At 70.1% G+C, this 16,373-nt stretch carries 13 protein-coding genes and 1 pseudogene; 9 read left to right on the top strand and 5 right to left on the bottom strand.

What is annotated here, in order from left to right; genetic code table 11:
- The first annotated feature begins 109 nt into the window (after positions 1 to 109).
- A complete protein-coding gene (locus ESG85_RS21260; RefSeq protein WP_128981609.1) occupies positions 110 to 1,549 on the top strand; it encodes an MFS transporter in 1,440 nt (479 codons plus the stop codon).
- A gap of 21 nt (positions 1,550 to 1,570) precedes the next feature.
- Here ESG85_RS21260 and ESG85_RS21255 read toward each other — a convergent pair whose 3' ends face one another.
- Positions 1,571 to 2,386: a class E sortase gene (locus ESG85_RS21255; RefSeq protein ID WP_128981607.1), complete on the bottom strand. Its 816-nt coding sequence runs from the start codon at positions 2,384 to 2,386 to the stop codon at positions 1,571 to 1,573.
- A gap of 62 nt (positions 2,387 to 2,448) precedes the next feature.
- Between ESG85_RS21255 and ESG85_RS21250 the strand changes: the two genes are divergently transcribed.
- From ESG85_RS21250 to ESG85_RS21225, 7 genes and pseudogenes are all read left to right on the top strand, one after another.
- Complete coding sequence (locus tag ESG85_RS21250) at positions 2,449 to 3,450, top strand: SEC-C domain-containing protein (RefSeq protein WP_128981605.1); 1,002 nt, start codon at positions 2,449 to 2,451, stop codon at positions 3,448 to 3,450.
- 90 nt (positions 3,451 to 3,540) lie between these two features.
- Positions 3,541 to 5,085 carry an ATP-binding protein gene (locus ESG85_RS21245; RefSeq protein WP_128981603.1) on the top strand — a complete coding sequence of 515 codons (1,545 nt, stop codon included), beginning with the start codon at positions 3,541 to 3,543 and terminating at the stop codon, positions 5,083 to 5,085.
- Entirely contained in the window at positions 5,078 to 6,061 is a 984-nt protein-coding gene (locus ESG85_RS21240; RefSeq protein WP_128981601.1) for a PD-(D/E)XK motif protein, read from the top strand. The genes ESG85_RS21245 and ESG85_RS21240 overlap by 8 nt, the downstream gene beginning before the upstream one ends.
- Positions 6,062 to 6,110: 49 nt before the next feature.
- A complete protein-coding gene (locus ESG85_RS21235) occupies positions 6,111 to 9,083 on the top strand; it encodes a Z1 domain-containing protein (protein ID WP_128981598.1) in 2,973 nt (990 codons plus the stop codon).
- Between the two features lie 42 nt (positions 9,084 to 9,125).
- Positions 9,126 to 10,190 (top strand): DNA cytosine methyltransferase, encoded by a 1,065-nt coding sequence (locus tag ESG85_RS21230; RefSeq protein WP_128981672.1) that lies wholly within the window; start codon positions 9,126 to 9,128, stop codon positions 10,188 to 10,190.
- A gap of 56 nt (positions 10,191 to 10,246) precedes the next feature.
- Positions 10,247 to 10,477: pseudogene (locus ESG85_RS36100) on the top strand (DNA cytosine methyltransferase); the annotation flags it as partial.
- A 57-nt stretch (positions 10,478 to 10,534) separates the two neighbouring features.
- On the top strand, positions 10,535 to 11,254 hold the full coding sequence (locus ESG85_RS21225; RefSeq protein ID WP_246095207.1) for a DNA cytosine methyltransferase: 720 nt from the start codon (positions 10,535 to 10,537) through the stop codon (positions 11,252 to 11,254).
- A 4-nt stretch (positions 11,255 to 11,258) separates the two neighbouring features.
- Here ESG85_RS21225 and ESG85_RS21220 read toward each other — a convergent pair whose 3' ends face one another.
- The 4 genes from ESG85_RS21220 to ESG85_RS21205 all read right to left on the bottom strand — a co-directional run bounded on the left by ESG85_RS21220 (position 11,259) and on the right by ESG85_RS21205 (position 15,916).
- Positions 11,259 to 12,230 (bottom strand): DUF6339 family protein, encoded by a 972-nt coding sequence (locus tag ESG85_RS21220; RefSeq protein ID WP_128981594.1) that lies wholly within the window; start codon positions 12,228 to 12,230, stop codon positions 11,259 to 11,261.
- Positions 12,227 to 13,210: a hypothetical protein gene (locus ESG85_RS21215; protein WP_128981592.1), complete on the bottom strand. Its 984-nt coding sequence runs from the start codon at positions 13,208 to 13,210 to the stop codon at positions 12,227 to 12,229. Before ESG85_RS21215 ends, ESG85_RS21220 begins: the two co-directional genes overlap by 4 nt.
- The gene (locus ESG85_RS21210; protein WP_342781369.1) at positions 13,207 to 15,279 is read right to left on the bottom strand and encodes a helix-turn-helix transcriptional regulator; all 2,073 of its coding nucleotides are present in this window, start codon (positions 15,277 to 15,279) and stop codon (positions 13,207 to 13,209) included. Before ESG85_RS21210 ends, ESG85_RS21215 begins: the two co-directional genes overlap by 4 nt.
- A gap of 166 nt (positions 15,280 to 15,445) precedes the next feature.
- Positions 15,446 to 15,916, bottom strand: coding sequence for a very short patch repair endonuclease (locus tag ESG85_RS21205; protein ID WP_128981589.1), 471 nt, complete (start codon positions 15,914 to 15,916; stop codon positions 15,446 to 15,448).
- Between the two features lie 104 nt (positions 15,917 to 16,020).
- Here ESG85_RS21205 and ESG85_RS21200 point away from each other — a divergent pair, with 104 nt between their 5' ends.
- Positions 16,021 to 16,329: a hypothetical protein gene (locus ESG85_RS21200; RefSeq protein ID WP_128981587.1), complete on the top strand. Its 309-nt coding sequence runs from the start codon at positions 16,021 to 16,023 to the stop codon at positions 16,327 to 16,329.
- The last annotated feature ends 44 nt before the right edge of the window (positions 16,330 to 16,373 follow it).

Below are 16,373 nucleotides of genomic sequence, written 5' to 3'. Positions count from 1 at the left end.
GAAGACGCCGCTGCTGACAACGGCAACGGCTACGGCGACGCGGACGAAGGCAGCGAATGCGGAAGCCGAAGCGAAAACGGAAGCGGAAGCAGAAGCGGAATTGGAAGCGATGGGGCACGAAGGCGACCACCCCGCCCGCCCCCATCGCCCCGCCGCGACGCTCGCCGTGACCAGCGCCGCCACCACGCTCGCGCTGATGAACTACACGGCGCCGATGCTCGACCTGCCCGTCATGGCCCGGGAGTTCGGTACGCCCGCCTCCGCGCAGGCGTGGCTGCTCAACGGCACCCCGCTCGGTCTCGCCGTCGTCCTTCTCCTCGCCGGCAGCCTCGCCGACGACCACGGGCGACGCCGGGTCTTCCTGCTCGGCACCTTGGGCCTCGGCCTCACCATGGCCCTCGGCGGCCTCGCCGGCTCCACACTCGCCTTCACCCTCGCCCGTATCGCCCAGGGCGCGGCGAGCGCAGCCGTACTCGCCGCGAGCCTGGGGCTGATCGCCCATGCGTACCCGGGCGGGGCGGCCAGGATCCGGGCGACCGGGGTGTGGGGCGCGTTCGTGAGCGCGGGCATCGCGCTCGGTCCGCTGCTCGCGGGCGCACTGGGCAGCGTGGGTGGCACGGCCGCGCTGGGCGGCCTGGGCGGCCTGGCCGACCGGACCGGACTGACCGGACCGACCGGACCGGCCGTCCCGGTCGACGGCTGGCGGTGGACGTACGAGGTGCTGGCGGCGGGCACGCTGCTCGTGGCCGGGTTCGGCGCGCGCGCCCTCGCCGAGTCGCGGGCCCCGCGGGCGGGGCGGCCGGACGTCGCCGGGGCGCTCACCCTCGGGCTCGCGCTCGGCGCGCTGCTCACCGCACTGACCCTCGGCAGGGACGGCTGGCTGCGCCCGTCCGTGGGCGTCCTGCTGCTCGCCGCGGTGGTGCTGACGGGGGCCTTCGTACGGGTGGAGCGGCGCGGCCCGGCGCCGATGATCGACCTGGCGCTGTTCCGGCGGCCGGCGTTCCGGGCGGCCACGGCGGGGGCGCTGTTCACGGGCCTCGCCGTGATCGGCTTCTTCAGTGTGCTGCCCGCGCTGCTGCAGCGCGGCACCGGTATGGCGCCGATGACCACGGCGTGGCTGTTCCTGCTGTGGTCGGGCTCGGCGTTCGTGGTGGCGCTCCAGGCGCGTCGGCTGGCGGGCCTGGTCCCGGCCGCGTACCAGCTCGCCGTGGGCTTCCTCCTGTCGACGGCGGGGGTGCTCCTGTTGTTCGGCGCGGTGGACGCGGGTCCGGCCTGGCCCCGGCTGCTCGTCGGCCTGGTCGTGGCGGGCGCGGGCAGCGGCCTGCTGAACGCCGCTCTGCCGCGCCTCGCCGTCGACTCCGTACCGCAGGAGCGGGCCGCGATGGGCTCGGGCGCGAACAACACCGCCCGCTACATCGGTTCGTCGGCGGGCGTGGCCCTCGCCCTGGCCCTGTCGACGGCGGGCCCGGACACGGCGCTGGTCGCGTCGGCGGTGTTGGGCCTCGCGGGGGCGGCGATCACCGTGGCGGCGGCGCGAAGCCGCGGCTGACGGGGACGGGGACGGGAGCGGTCAGGGTCCGCCGACGAGCAGGGCCCAGACGACAAGCCGGTAGGTGGAGGTGAACTCGGGGGTGCAGGTGGTGAGGGTGAGGTAGGCGCCGGGGCGGTCGTATCCGTAGGACGGCTTGTGGAGGGAGCGGGGCACGGGCGCGATGACGCCGGTGTCGCGGGGCGAGGTCTGCGGCAGGATCCGGTCGACGCGGTAGGTGTACGTGCCGTCGCGGGTCCTGACGGTGATCGGGTCGCCGGCCCGGAGCCGGTTGACGTAACGGAAGGGCTCGCCGTGGGTGTTGCGGTGCCCGGCGAGGGCGAAGTTGCCGGTGCGGCCGGGCTGGGCGGTGCCGGGATAGTGCCCGGCGTAGCCCTTGTCGAGGACGCCGCGCCTGCCGACGCCGTGGGCGACGGGGACGGAGAGCCCGAGGCGGGGGATGCGGAGGACGGCGAAGGCGGAGGCGGACGCCCGCCCGGGAGGGCCGCCGAAGGACTCGGAACCGGGGGGCGCCCCGCCGGAGGACGAAGCCGAGGACCCGTCCGAGGACGAGGGGACCGGAGGCGAGGGGCCCGGATCCGGTGCCGAGCGAACCGGAGGGGACGGGCCGGCCGGAGGTGAGGAGTCCCACTCGCGTTCCAGGTTGCGCACCTGCGCGACGGCTCCGGCGCGGGCCTGCTGGTTGGTCCACCACAGCTGGTGCACAACGAGCAGCAGCACGAGAACGCCGCAGGTGACGAGGGCTTCGGCGGAGGTCCACAGGGCGCGGGAGGCGGTCCCGCGCCGCCGGCCCGTGTGGACGACGACCGGAACCGGGCCGCGTACTCTCGCTCGCACGGCGGGCACGATAGGTGCTGCGGCGCCAACTCTCCAGGGCCGTACCGCAGTACGGTGTCGACATGCGCCCCGACACTCCTGCCGACCACATCACCGAAGCCGAGCGCCTGCTCCGCACCGCGGGCCGGTACCCGGAGGACCGCGAACCGCTGTTGCTGCGGGCGGCGGCCCACCTGGAACTGGCGGGCGAGCGCGAGCGTGCGACGACGCTCTACGACGACCTGCTCGCGGCCCCGTCGCCCGCGGCCCCGCTCCTGATCAGGTCGCTGAAGGCGGCGAACCTGTGGGAGTACGGCCACGAGGCGGAGGCGCGGGCGATCATCGAGGGCGTGCGGCGGGCCCGCCCGGCGGATCCGGCACCGTGGGCGATCGCGGCGGAGACGCTGGAGGCGCACGACGAGCCGGCGGAAGCGGAGGCGACGTTCACGGAGGCGGCCCGCCTGCTGGTGGCGCCGGGCGACGAGGTCCCGTACGCGGTGCAGTCCCTCCTGGCGGGCCGCCACCGGGTCCGCCGGGCGATGGGCCTCCCGCACGACGACCTCGACACCCTGGCGGACCGGCTGCACTCCGGAAACGTGCCGCTGGACGAGCTGCACGACCCGAAGCGCCTGTGGTCCCTGGGCTCGTCGGACCCGGCGGAGCTCCGGGCGGAGATCACCCGCCTCCGCTCGGAACTCGGCTCCTACCGCACGGCCCTGTCCCGCCCGTTCCCGGTGGCGGTCCTGCACTGGCCGGAACGGGAACTCGACGAGCTCTTGGCGGCGTACCCGGAACTGGAGGCCGAGTACCCCACGTACCGCGCCCACCTGACGGACATCGAGGCCTCCCTCCGCGAACTGGCCCAGTCGGGCACCCCGAACCTGGGCATCGTCCCGGCCACGGTCCCCTCCTACGAAGCCTTCGCCGCCTCGGAATCCTCCACCCCCGCCAACCCGGACCTCCTCCCCCAGTACGCCACGACCCTGGCGGCAAGGGGACGCGCGGCGGCCTGGCCACCGGCGAGGACCGCTCCCTGCTGGTGCGGGTCGGGGCGGGCTTATGGGGAGTGCCACGGGGCGGAGTGAGGGACACCGAGCGGTCCCCGTTCCCACCGTCCATGTCGGTGTCGTCGGCTAATGTCGCTTGATCGGATGCGGCGCGTATCAAGGCGAGACATGACGACTGACTGGCAGTTCGAGGTACCGACATCGGGAAGCAAGCACTTGCCCCCGGACTCCCGCTACATGGAGGCCCTCAGCAGTCAGGGGTACGGCTTCGAGGCGGCGATCGCCGATCTCGTCGACAACTCCATCGATGCGGGCGCGAAGGATGTCGTGATCCACTTCCTGCGCGACGGGGACAGGCTCGTCAGCCTGCTCGTCGTCGACGACGGCAAGGGGATGGACGAGGACGAGCTGGACGTCGCGATGACCGTCGGCGGTCGTCGGGAGTACGACCCGCGGGCGTTGGGCATGTTCGGCACGGGTCTGAAGTCCGCCTCACTCAGCCACGCGGGGGCGGTCACTGTCGTCAGCAAGGTGCGGCGGACGCGGGCCGCCGCCCCGGCCGGACGCCGTTGGACCATGGAGCGAGCCCTGAACGGGTTCCAGTGCGACATCGTCGCCCCGGACTATGCCCAACAGCTCATCGACCGCTACTACGACTGTCCGATCGTGTGGCAGGGAACGATCATCCGCTGGGACGCGGTCAAGAACTTCCCGCGGACAGGCGGGGGCCAGACCGATCGGTACCTGCATCGGACCATCAACAAGCTGGGACTCCACCTCGGACTGCACCTGCACCGGTTCCTCGCACGGGACGACTTCAACATCACCATCGCGGTCGAGGACGTCTCCACGGGCACCGAGTACATGAACTTCGGAGTCCAACCGCTGGACCCATTCGGCTACCCGGTGACAGGCCACGCCGATTACGCGCGCGAATTCGTCGCGACCGTCCCGTCCGTCGGCCCGGTCACGCTGTCCGCCCACATCTGGCCGCCCAAGTCCAACACCGACGAGTTCAAGGCCGTCGGCACGGGCATCGACCGCCAGGGCTTCTACTTCTACCGCCACGACCGGCTCGTCCAGTCCGGCGGCTGGAACAACTTCCGGCAGCCGGAGCAGCACCTGGCTCTCGCACGCGTCGCCGTCGATCTCCCGGACGAAGCGGTCGCCTCCGAGGTCTTCCGCCTCACGGTGAAGAAGGACGGCGTCGACGCGTCCCCCGAGTTCGTCACGGCGCTGGAGTCGGCAGTGGACGCCGAGGGACGTTCGTTCGCCCAGTACGTTTCCGACGCCGACGCGACCTATCGGAGCGCGAGGAAGCGGACCGCCACGACCCGCAAGCCGGTCATTCCCCCGGGAAAGGGCTTCGAGCCCTCCGTACGAGAGGCGATCGAGGACGAGCTTCCTCTCCTTCCCGGCGAGGAGCCGATATCCGTGCTCTGGCAGAAGATCGACAATGCCAAGTTCTTCGAGATCGACCGGGAGTCCCGAACGATCGTCCTCAACCATCATTATCGGGCCGCGATCCTCGGAGGACGTCGTGGCGGCCTGAATGACGCCCCGACCCTCAAGTCGCTGCTGTACCTGCTGCTCCATCAGGTCTTCGAGAAGGAGTACAGCGGCAGTCGGGAGAAGGACAATCTCCAACTGTGGCAGTCCGTGCTGGTCGCTGCGGCACGGGCCGAGATGAACCGGGTGACGGACAATGACTGACTCGTCTTCGGGATCCTCGCTGTCCTGGTCCACGGTCGAGCACTATCTGGGCGAAGGCCTCGGCGCGAGCATCCCGCTCTCCACGACCGAAAGCCGCCCGGTCGTCTCGTACGAGATCGGGGACGGCGGCAGCGAGATCGCCTTGCTCGTCGAACTCGGCCGAAACGAACAGCCGCCTCGTTCCCCCCTCCCCGCCGTGCGCATCGATCAGGTCGCCGTGGAGAAGGGGCTCCGGATGGCCCGCATACGCACCACGCAGGTCGCCCTGATGCGCGACTTCCACGACCTGCTGTCCACCGTGGCGGACCGGATCGTCACGAAGAACCGGCCCCTCCATCGCGCCTTCGCGGAGACCGTGGACGGTTGGAGTTCCCTGCTCGGACGACCTCGCGAGACGAGCGTCGAACGTCGCATCGGCCTGATGGGCGAGCTCTCCGTGTTGAACCGCCTCGCGGAGGCCCATGGGTGGCACACCGCCATGGCCTCTTGGACCGGCCCGTACGGAGAGGAACACGATTTCTCCCTCGGGGACTTCGACATCGAGGTCAAGACGACGGCCACGGAAAGGCGAAGGCACGTCATCCACGGAATCGGCCAGCTTCATCCCAAGCCGGGCAGGCCGCTGTGGTTCGCCTCGCTGCGGTTGACCCGGGGTGGCGCCGGTGGTCGCACGCTGACGGAATCCGTCGCATCGGTTCGCACCGCCGTCGCGGAGCACGCACCGGCGACGCTCCGCCGGCTCGATGCGGCGTTGGAGAGGTGTGGCTGGTCGCCGGAACGGCAGGACGACGAGCGGTGGGCGCCCCGCGACGAGGTCCTGCTGCTGACGTCCGAATCCGTGCCCCGTCTCACACCGGAGCTGCTCGCTGCGGCAGCCTTCGAGCGGATCTCGGCCGTGCGATACGAGACCGACGTCACCGGGCTCGCCCCCAGCCCCGAGCCACCGGTGGACCTGTCCGGCCTTCGGCTTCCGTGACATCTCCGCCCCCTTCGTGCCCGCTGACCCGACTGCCGAGGAACCGCCGATGACCAGCCCCGACCCGTCCACCAGCCTCCGGATCGACCTCCACTCCCGGGCACTCGGCGACATGAGCTCGGGCAAGCCGAAGCGGCTCGAACGCGCTCTGGAGTACCAGGCCGAGGACCTCTCGCCCGAGGCCATGCGGTACGCCTCCGAAGCGGATTTCCTGTCCGTACTGCGAGAGGCACGTTCCACCGACCGCCTGGTGGAGGTGTGGCGCAAGCAGCTCACCCGCTGGGACTTCAGCGAGAACCCCACCTGGTCGGACCACCCGCCCCGGACGGACGAACGACGCGCCGATACGTACGCCCTGCTCGGCATCGGAGACGAGACCGGCAAGCGACTCGACGCGCTCGTCCCCGTCTCCAAGGCCGCCGGCGCCGTCGTGATCAGCGCCGAACACAAGTCGTGGTACACACCGCAGTCCCTCCAGGGGCGCCCCTGGTACTGGCCCGCGTACCGCCGGCTGCTCGTGGACAAGGGCTGGGCCGAGGACGTCGTGGCCGGGCTCGACGAGGCGACCGATCGCGTCGTGGAGCGTCTCGCCGATCCGACGGCACCCGAGGCCTACCAGTCGAAGGGACTCGTCGTCGGCTACGTGCAGTCCGGAAAGACCGCCAACTTCGCCGGCGTCATCGCCAAGGCGATCGACGCAGGCTACCGACTGGTGATCGTGTTGGGCGGCACTCTCAACATGCTGCGAGCCCAGACGCAGCGCCGCCTGGACATGGAATTGGTCGGCCGCGAGAACATCATGCGGGGCGCGAGCGCCTACGAGTCGGACTATGCCGACGACCCGGCCTGGATCCAGGGCAAGTTCGCCTCGTTCGGTGCGATGCCCTCCTCGCTGGGCGCCTTCGACATCCACCGGATGACGACCCGCGACGTCGACTACCAGAGTCTCCAGCAGGGGATCGCCGCCTTGGAGTCCGACAAGCAGGAACCCGGTCTTCCGCTGTACGACCCTCGCAATCTGCATCGCGCCGCAGCGCGCCTGATGGTGGTCAAGAAGAACAAGACGGTCCTGACCAAGCTGGTCAAGGACCTGGGGAAGATCCAGACGCCCCTCTCCGAGATCCCCGTCCTGATCATCGACGACGAGTCCGACGAGGCCTCGGTCAACACGACCGACCTGGCCAAGCCCAATGCCGAACGGACCGCGATCAACAAGAAGATCTCGGAGTTGCTGCGCATGCTGCCGCGCGCCCAGTACGTGGGCTACACGGCGACGCCCTTCGCGAACGTGTTCATCGATCCCAGCGATGCGGAGGACATCTTCCCCAAGGACTTCATCATTTCGCTGCCGCGTCCCGACGGCTACATGGGTGCGCGCGACTTCCACGACCTCGACTGGGATCCGTCCGACGAGCGCACCTACGCCGACTCCAACGAGATGGCCCATGTCCGCTCCATCGTCGTGGAGGACGACGAAGACGACACTTGTCTCCGACGCGCGATGGACATGTTCGTGCTGACCGCCGCCATGAAGCTGTATCGGGAGGACAAGGGCGGCCTCGGCGACCGGTACTTCCAGCACCACACGATGCTCATCCACGAATCCGTGCGACAGGACGACCATCGGGAGCTGCTCGGCCGCGTCACGGAGCTCTGGTGGGACGCCGGCTACCCCGGGGCCGCCGGCCACGGTCGACTGCGCCGGCTGTTCGACGAAGACATCGCCCCGGTGTCGGCCGTGCGCGCCGACGGCCAGGCCGTGCCCGCGTCCTTCGAGGAGCTCGCCCCGTACATCGGTCCCGCCGCGATCCGCATCGGTGGCGACGACAAGCCGATCATCGTCGTCAACGGGGACAAGGACCTCGCGACCGGCGAGGCGGACTTCGACAAGCGGTCGATCTGGAAGATCCTCATCGGCGGGCAGAAGCTGGCGCGAGGCTTCACCGTCGAAGGCCTGACCGTCTCCTACTTCCGGCGACGCGCCGGCAACGCCTCCACGCTCATGCAGATGGGCCGCTGGTTCGGCTTCCGGCAGGGCTACCGGGACTTGGTCCGGCTGTATCTGGGACGTCAGGAGACCATGGGCAGGAAGGAGATCGACCTCTACGAGGGCTTCGAGGCGATCTGCCGTGACGAGGAGGCCTTCCGCGCAGAGCTCGCCCAGTACTCGGTGATGGTCGACGGCCGCCCGCAGATCACTCCGGACAAGGTCCCTCCGTTGGTGTCGCAGCACATCCCGTGGCTCAAGCCCACCAGCCCGAACAAGATGTACAACTCCCGGCTGGTCACCCTTCGTTCGCCCGGCCTGTGGCAGGAGCCCACGGCCTACCCGAAGAAGGCCTCCGCGCTGCGGCACAACACCGCCCTGTGGGTGCCCGTACTCGACTCGCTGCCCGTCGAGCCGGCACAGTTCTCGTACCACTTCCCCAAGGGTGTCACCCACCGTTTCTCCGCGCTCACCGGGCGGATCGACGCCGCCCGGCTGCTCGAACTGCTCGCGGCGGTGCAGTGGGGTGCTCCGTCGCAGTTCGCCCCACACCTGGACTACCTGCGGGAGATCACGAACAGCCACCCCGCCCAAGTGGACGACTGGGTCGTGCTGGCGCCCCAGCACTCCCAGCCGGGCCACCGCATCGCTCTCGGCTCCTCGGGGCGCTCGTTCTCGTACTTTGCCCGTGATCGTCGCCGCGATCCGCTCTTCGGAGCCATCAGCGACCTCAAGCACCGTGCGGCGGCCACGCGCATCGCGGGCGGGCTTCCCGACTCCGGCGACGTGGCCGTCGAGAGCCTGGTCTCCCCGCGACGGGGCGTCGTCACGCTCTACCCGGTCGTCGAGCCCGAGCATCGCGCCACGCTCGTGGAGGGCGAAGCACTCGATCCGAGCCAGGTCGTGATGGCGTTCGGCTTCGTCGCCCCCGCATCGGCCCGAAGCGACGACGGCCGCGTGCTGAGGTTCACCACGGTCGACTCCTCCCAGGAAGGCGTCGCCATCATCGACACCACGACCACGGCAGCCCTCTGACCGAAAGGAACGAAGAGGTCACGGAGAACACACATGATCACCATGAGGCCGCGGCTGCGCAGCGTAGCCGTCTGCGCCGGGGCGGGCGGTCTGGCCCTCGGGCTGGAACAGGCGGGGTTCGATCCCGTGCTGCTTCTCGACAACAAGGCCGTCGCCTGTGAGACGCTCCGAGCCAACAGGCCGGCGTGGAACGTCCTGAACCTCGATCTCGTCGATTTCGACCCCGTCGACCACGAACAGACCTACGACGTGGATCTGCTGGCAGCCGGTCTCCCGCGCGTCAAGGCGGCCGCTTCCGTGGGGCGTGCCGAGCGGGACGACGAGCTCGATCTGCTCAAGGCGACGATCATGCTGATGCACGGAATCAGACCCAGGGCCCTGCTCATCGAGAACGTTCCGGATCTCGTCACCAAGCCGGCCTACGGTCCGATCCGTGAGTACATCACCGAGGAGCTCACCCACCTGGGTTACGACGTGCTCGGGTTCGTGATCAACGCGGTGGACTTCGGCGTGGCGCAGGATCGCAAGCAGGGCGTGCTGGTGGCCTTGGAAGACGGGCTCCTGGACTCGTTCACGCCCCCTACCGCCTCCGTCACCCGGCATCGAACCGTCGGAGAGGTACTCGGTGCCTCCATGGCCGAGCGAGGCTGGCGCCAGGCCTCCGTCTGGGCCGCCCAGGCGGATCGGCCGGCCCCGACCCTGGTCGGTGGTTCATGGAACCGGGGAGGCGCCGACCTCGGGCCTACGGGCACCAAGCGGGCATGGGCGCGTATGGGAGTGGACGGCGGCACGGTGGCGGACGACGTGCCGGGGCCGGACTTCGACTGGGATCCGTCTCGCGGACGGTCCGGAATGATGCCGCTCACCGTGCGCCAGACGGCGATCCTTCAGGGCTTCCCTCTCGACTGGAGCTTTGCCGGCCGCAAGACCGCCCAGTATCGGCAGGTCGGCCATGCCACGCCGCCCCCTGTCGGCCGGGCGCTGGGCGAAGTGATCGCTTCCGCTCTGGAGGCCCGACTCGATCGAACGGATTCCGTCGACGACGGTCGATCGGGGAAGCCCCTCGCCGGCCCCGCACCCGGTGCCGCGGCGCCGGGTAACCTGTAGCGTCGCCGGGGTCTCGCGCTCCCTGGAACGACCACACACCACATTCTGGAGACGACGTGCCACGCCCCGAGATTGTCGACCTGTTCGCCGGACCAGGTGGGCTCGACGTAGCGGCGCGGGAACTCGGCTACGAAGCCACGGGGATCGAATTCGACCAGGACGCCTGTGACACGCGTGACGCGGCCGGACTCCTCACGCTGCAGGGGGACGTGCGCGATTTCGGTCCGCACAAGTTCCCCAACGCCACCGTGCTGGCCGGAGGCCCCCCGTGCCAGACGTTCACCGTGGCAGGCACCGGTGCCGGCCGTCGCGCGTTGGACGAGGTGATCGGCTTCGTTCGGCGAATGGCACGCGGCGAGGACGTCCGCTCCAAGCTCGCCGTCCTCGACGACGACAGGACCGGCCTGGTCCTCGAACCCCTTCGATGGGCGCTGGAGGCACTCCGCGACGGACGGCCCTACGAGGCGATCGTCTTGGAGCAGGTGCCCGCCGTACTCCCGGTGTGGCAGGAGTACGCGAAGGTCCTCTCCGCCGAGGGCTACTGGGTGGCGGAGCCGAAGGTCCTTCACACGGAGCAGTTCGGCGTCCCGCAGACACGCCGTCGGGCCATCCTGGTGGCTCGTCGGAGCAGCATCGCGGAGCTGCCCAAGCCCACCCACCGCATCTACCGCAAGGGGGTGCCTCGTGATCACGGCGATCCGACGCTGGCGCCCTGGGTGCCGATGTCGGAGGTGCTGGATCGCACCACCCCCTTCGACGTGGTGTCGAACTACGGCACCGGGGGCGACCCGAAGACCCGTGGTCGGCGCAGCTCCGACGAGCCCGCTTTCACCGTCACCGGCAAGGTGTCCCGCAACCGGGTCGTTCGCAGGGACGGCACCGAGCTGCCCCGTTTCTCCGACGCCGAGGCCGGAGTCCTCCAGACGTTTCCCCGCGACTATCCCTGGTCGGGTCGAGCGATCGCCCAGCAGATCGGCAACGCGATTCCGCCGCTGCTCGGCAAGGCGGTCCTGAAGGCCGCCCTCGGCCCGGCAGAGGAGTACGCGGCGGGGTCCGAGGTCTGACCCACTACCCCGTGAAGTCCGACGGCTTCGCCAGGACGACTCCGGGAGCGCGCGGGCCCGGCAGCGTCGCCGCCTCGCTCCGCTCGCCCTCGGTCGGCTTCCTCCGGCGCAGCGGGGCTTCTTCGAGCAGCTTCTCGAAGAAGGGGAGGAGGGCGTCGACGGCGGCCGGCCTGACCCGACCGTCGGAGGGCCCTTCGGGCAGTCGCTCCCAGTCCACGACCTCGCTCTTGCCCGCCTCGATCCAGTCGAGAAGCTCGTCGGGGTCGGGGGCGTCGTCCCGCGCCAGCACGTCGTACATCAGCGTGCTTCCGGCGGCGTTCACCGCCGAGGACAGGGCATTGACCCGGTCGCCCGGCCGGGGAGCGCCCTCATCGACAAGCCGTCCGACGACTCGGATCACGGCCTGGGCCGTGGGCCGATGGTCGATCACGTCCAGGCGCAGCGTCGTGTTGAGGACGTCCTGCACCCGGCACGCGGTGACGACCGGTCGGTAGTCGTCCCCGTCGCGGAACAGTTCGGCGGCCCACCAAAGTCGCGAGAACGCCTGGGTGTAGTGGGGGCCGCTGAACCGAGCGGCGGTGGCCACCCCCGGGCCTTCGGCCTTGTCGGCTCCCTTGTGTCGCCACACCACGTAGTCCGGGGCGACGATCATGGCCAGGTGGTTCCAGAGACGCCCGTCGGCCGCCTCGGCCCGGGTCATCCGGAGCGTGGCGTGGAGGCGAGGGGCAAGCCAACCGTCGGCGGACGACCGATCGTCGGCGAATCGCCTCATGGCCTCGTCCAGGAGGTCGCGTACGGGCGCGGTCTGTCGGCGTTCGGCGGTCGACTCGTCGTATGCGACGCAGGCCCGGGCGAGGGCCACCTGAGGAGGCAGTTCCAGGCCGGCCTGGATGCTGCGGCCGAGGTGTCCGGCGACGGCGGCATCGGGCAGCAGCGCAAACACGGGCGGGAGGTCGCCGGAGGTGAACGGTCTCATCGCGTGCCATTCCTGTCAGCGACGTCGAGCCCCCGCACCGCGTTCGTCAACTTCCTGGTGATCCGGCTTCGCTTGCCCGCCGCGTACTGGATGTTCGTCTGCAGTTCCGCCCACCCGAATCCCTTGGCCCGGCGCTCCGCGATGTCGTAGAGGGCGTCGACGGGCTGACGGCCGGGGAGGACGTCGGGCAGCATCATGCGGAGGACGGCTTCGCGCCAGCCCGTCGGCATCACGGGCGTGCCGTCCTCGTCGACGTCCAGATCGCTGATGGCCGTGTGGAACATGGCGGTCCACGCGTCCTGGGCGATCTGGCCGGCGACCATCTCCCGCAGCATCCTCTCGGCCGGGCTCCCACCGCTGTCCCCCAGCAGGTCGACGAGTCCGTCGACACCCCCGGTGTTGAGGTGGACCGTCGGCACGTCGCCGGTGGTCTCGACGATCCAAGGGGAGTCCTTGTAGGGGCGAAGCCATTCGTCGGGCCCCTCCCGGAAGTCCGCCTCGACGATCTCGATCTCGCGCTGACGCACAGGGGTGGAGGCCTTCAGGTCGAGATACCAGTCCCGCTCCGTGGTACCGATCACTCTGCCTGCCACCCCGTCAACGGTGGCAACGACGACGAGACCGAGGGTCGCCCGATCGACGTGGCGGCTCCGATGCAGATCGATGGTGCCGGACCACGAACCGTCCGCGGATGCTTCGAGGAGCGTCGTGGTGCGGGCGTTGGTGGCCTTCTCGGTGAGCGTCGCGAGGCAGGCGAGGTCCGTCCACCGGCCGTCCGCGATCTCGCGATCGGGGAGCGTCGCCCGGAGTCGAAGCGTGCAGTAGTCCCACCGCTCGCGTCCGGATCGGTGCAGTGCCACCGTCCTCTCGGACCTGGACACGTGGGAGTACGGGAACTCGGCCGCCCCGTCCACGGTGACGGACAGGATGTCGAGTTCGATGTCGCCGAACAGGGTCGGATAAGGGTAGACGGACTTCATACCGCTCCTCCGCGGGCCCTCTGCACGTCGACCACGAGCCTCGCCAGAGTCCCCTGCACCGGGTGGGTGGCCGGATCGGTGACCCCGGTGAACACCGCGTTGCGAACCCCGGGCTCGACGACGAGATTGCCGTTCTCCACACGGCAGGCTTCCGAGGCCGTCAAGTCGGCCCACCCGACGGCGGGGCGGCCGCCCGACCTCACGTCGAATTTGGCCACCGGTGTCAGGACCCAGGGGTCACTGCCGTCGGGGAGTCTGATCCCGACCGTGACGTTCCAGGCACCACCGTCCTCGACTCGCGCCTGGACGCTGCGGACGACGGGGAAACCCTGTGCCCGTCGACCGCCACCCCCTGCACCACCGGGCGCGTCCAGCCTGAGCAGTTCGCGAAGGACGGCCGGGCCGCCGGCTCGTGCAGCGGCACGTCGCCCGACGACGTTCCGCACGGCCTTGTCGATCTCCGACCGAAACTCCTTGAGACGGGTGAGTGCACCACGTTCGTAGAGCGAGGTGAGCTCCTCGGTCCGGTCCCAGCGATCGTGCTCCGGCGGCTCCGAGGCGCGCAGGAACGCCTCCGCGCGCTCGACGTCGTCTCCCTCGCGTCCGGTCGCGAATCCGGCCAGGAGAACGGCTTGGAACGGCATCGTCCCGAGGGGGAGTTCCCGAGGGCGCTGCTCGGTGATCGTCATCCGGTTGCCGCGCATGCACACGACACGGCTGTGCTTCTCGTCGCGGTCCGCGGCCGCGGTCAGCAGCAGGACGGCACGATGTTCCCGGCCCTTGTCCCGCGCACGCCCGTGCCCCTTGAGCGGGGAGACGACCAGAGGCACCTCGGCGAGCACGACCTGGTCGCCGGCGGTCAGTTCGTCGACGGTTTCGCCGTCCAGGTAAGCCTGGAGAGCACGGCCGAGTGCCGGGTGATGAGCATGCGCGTCGACCTGCTCCTCGGCGATCACGACACGTCCGTTGCGCAGCGTGGTGACGCTCGCCTCCAACAGCGGCCCGGCCGACCTGCCTCCGATCATGGAGGCCCAGAATCCGTCGGCGAGCGAACGGACGAGTTTGTCGTGCATCTCCTGCAGCGTGCCGGCATCGCCCGACGCGTCATGGGCCCCGACGATCAGGAACGACGTGCCGGGCGCGTCTCCGTCCCGCTCGAGGTGCAGGGCACGTGCCTCGTCCTCGTCGGCCCACCAGGATCGCGAAACGCCCTCGTGCGCCGTCTCCGGATCCGGCTCGCCGAACCAGGCGGGACCTGCGTAGGCCTGCCCGTCGACCTCGTGCCAGGGGAGATCCAGGCGGGCCACCAACCTGCGCTCGCGATGCCCTTCATGGGGCTCGGAAAGGGTGGAATTCACGACGACGAGACCCAGGCGGCTGGTGGCCCACAGCGTGGCCTTGCCCAGTCCGTACGAGCCACCGGCGCGCCCGCCCGCCTGTTTGTGACTGTCCAGCTGACGCCGCACGACGGCGGCATAGCGTCCGTCCTGGTACTCCGGGCCCGTCAGACCGGCGGCGTTGTGGTCCTCCACTCGGAGCAACAACAAGGACCGCTGTTCGTCCAGGTCCCGCAGCGCAGCGCGGAGGCTGCGCGACACCTTCTGCTCGCCTGCCGCGGCGGCTTCGTAATGGGGGCGAAGCTCGTCCCACCCCATGGCGTCGAGGAAGGAGTCAAGGTGTTCGCCCGTCAGCTCGTGCAGCACGTAGCGAACTCGCACCGGCGTCGCGCGGTCGAGACGCTCGTCGAGGGAGTTCTGGGTGGCTTCACGAGCAAGCACGGAAAGGTCTGCGTCGAAGGCGAAGGCCGCCGCGTTGCCGTACTCGCGACCGCCGTCGGGATGCGCCCACCGATGGTGCCACCGGCGGGGAAGCGCGGAAACGATGGGCCCCGTGCGGTCGGACACCGCTTCCGTGCCGTTGCCGAAGACCACGGCGATCTCCCGTTTCACTTCGTCACGAGGTTCCGAACGTCCCGCGATCCATGCGGAGATCGGTGCCCGGGTGGGATACCCGAGTCGCTCTGCGAGTTCGGCCGAATCCATGCCGGCCTGCGCGAGTCGATGCTCCAACCATCTCCCGAACGCCTTGCCTGGCGGTTGGGCCACGTCCGTCCCCCGAAGTTCCCTCTTGCACCCTGCGGGGCCATTCGCCGCGAAACTCGGCGCGGAAGCCCGCCGGACAGGCTACCAGCAGGAATTTGACAGAACGAAGCGTGTCAAGTACCGACCGTCGTCTTCAGGCCGGCGGCTCGACGACATTCACCCTCGCCCGGTTCATCCGATCAGCCAGGAGGGCACGGCGCTCGATGACGACCGCCGCCACCCGCGCGGCGGCCTCGTGCGCGTCCTCGTGCTCCCACACCCGCAGCGCGACCCACCCCGCTTCCCGCAGACGAGCATCCGTGTTCGCGTCCCGAGCCCGGTTCTTCTCGATCTTCTCCCGCCAGAACCCAGAGTTCCGCTTCGGCCACGTCGCGTGCTCGGGGCAACCGTGCCAAAAGCAACCATCGACGAAAACGGCGACCTTGACGGGGCCGAAGACGATGTCGGCCTCCCGCCGCACCCCCTTGAGCGGCCGCCGGTGCACGCGATAGCGGAATCCCGCCGCATGCAACGAACGACGCAACGCCATCTCGACACCGGTGTCGTGGCTACGCTGTCGGCTCATTCGGGAGCGTGTCGCCTCGGTCGTCTCCAGGACCCTCATGCCGGCCATTGTGACGCGATCGGCTCGGCCGGGAGTACGCCGCCGGCCGCAAAGCCTCGTGTCCTAGGCTCAAGGAACGACTCCACCGACGAAAGGCCCTCACCATGCCCAGCGCCCGTGCCCTCTCCCCCGTCATCGCCGCCGCCGGGCTCGTCGGCGGGTATGCCGTGGCTCGGTGGACCAAGAAGCGGCCGCTCGGGGGTGTCGTGCTCGCCGTGGCGGGTGGGGTGGCCGCGCGGGAGTGGCAGCAGGCTGTCGGCGGGAAGGGCGCGGCGGGGCTGACGGCCGCCTACGTGGGGGCCTTCGCCGGGTCTCACCCGCTGGCCAAGAAGATCGGGGCCTGGCCCGCGGTGTTCTCCGTCGCCGGAGCCATGGCCGCCACGTCCTGGGCCGTGGCCCGTAAGGCCGGCTGACGCCCGGCCCGCCGCCGGAGGCTCGCCGTCCCGCGCGGGACGGC

Origin of the sequence: Streptomyces roseicoloratus, assembly GCF_004117935.1 — a bacterium.
Taxonomy (GTDB): domain Bacteria; phylum Actinomycetota; class Actinomycetes; order Streptomycetales; family Streptomycetaceae; genus Streptomyces; species Streptomyces roseicoloratus.
This window is presented reverse-complemented; position numbering and strand designations above follow the sequence as displayed.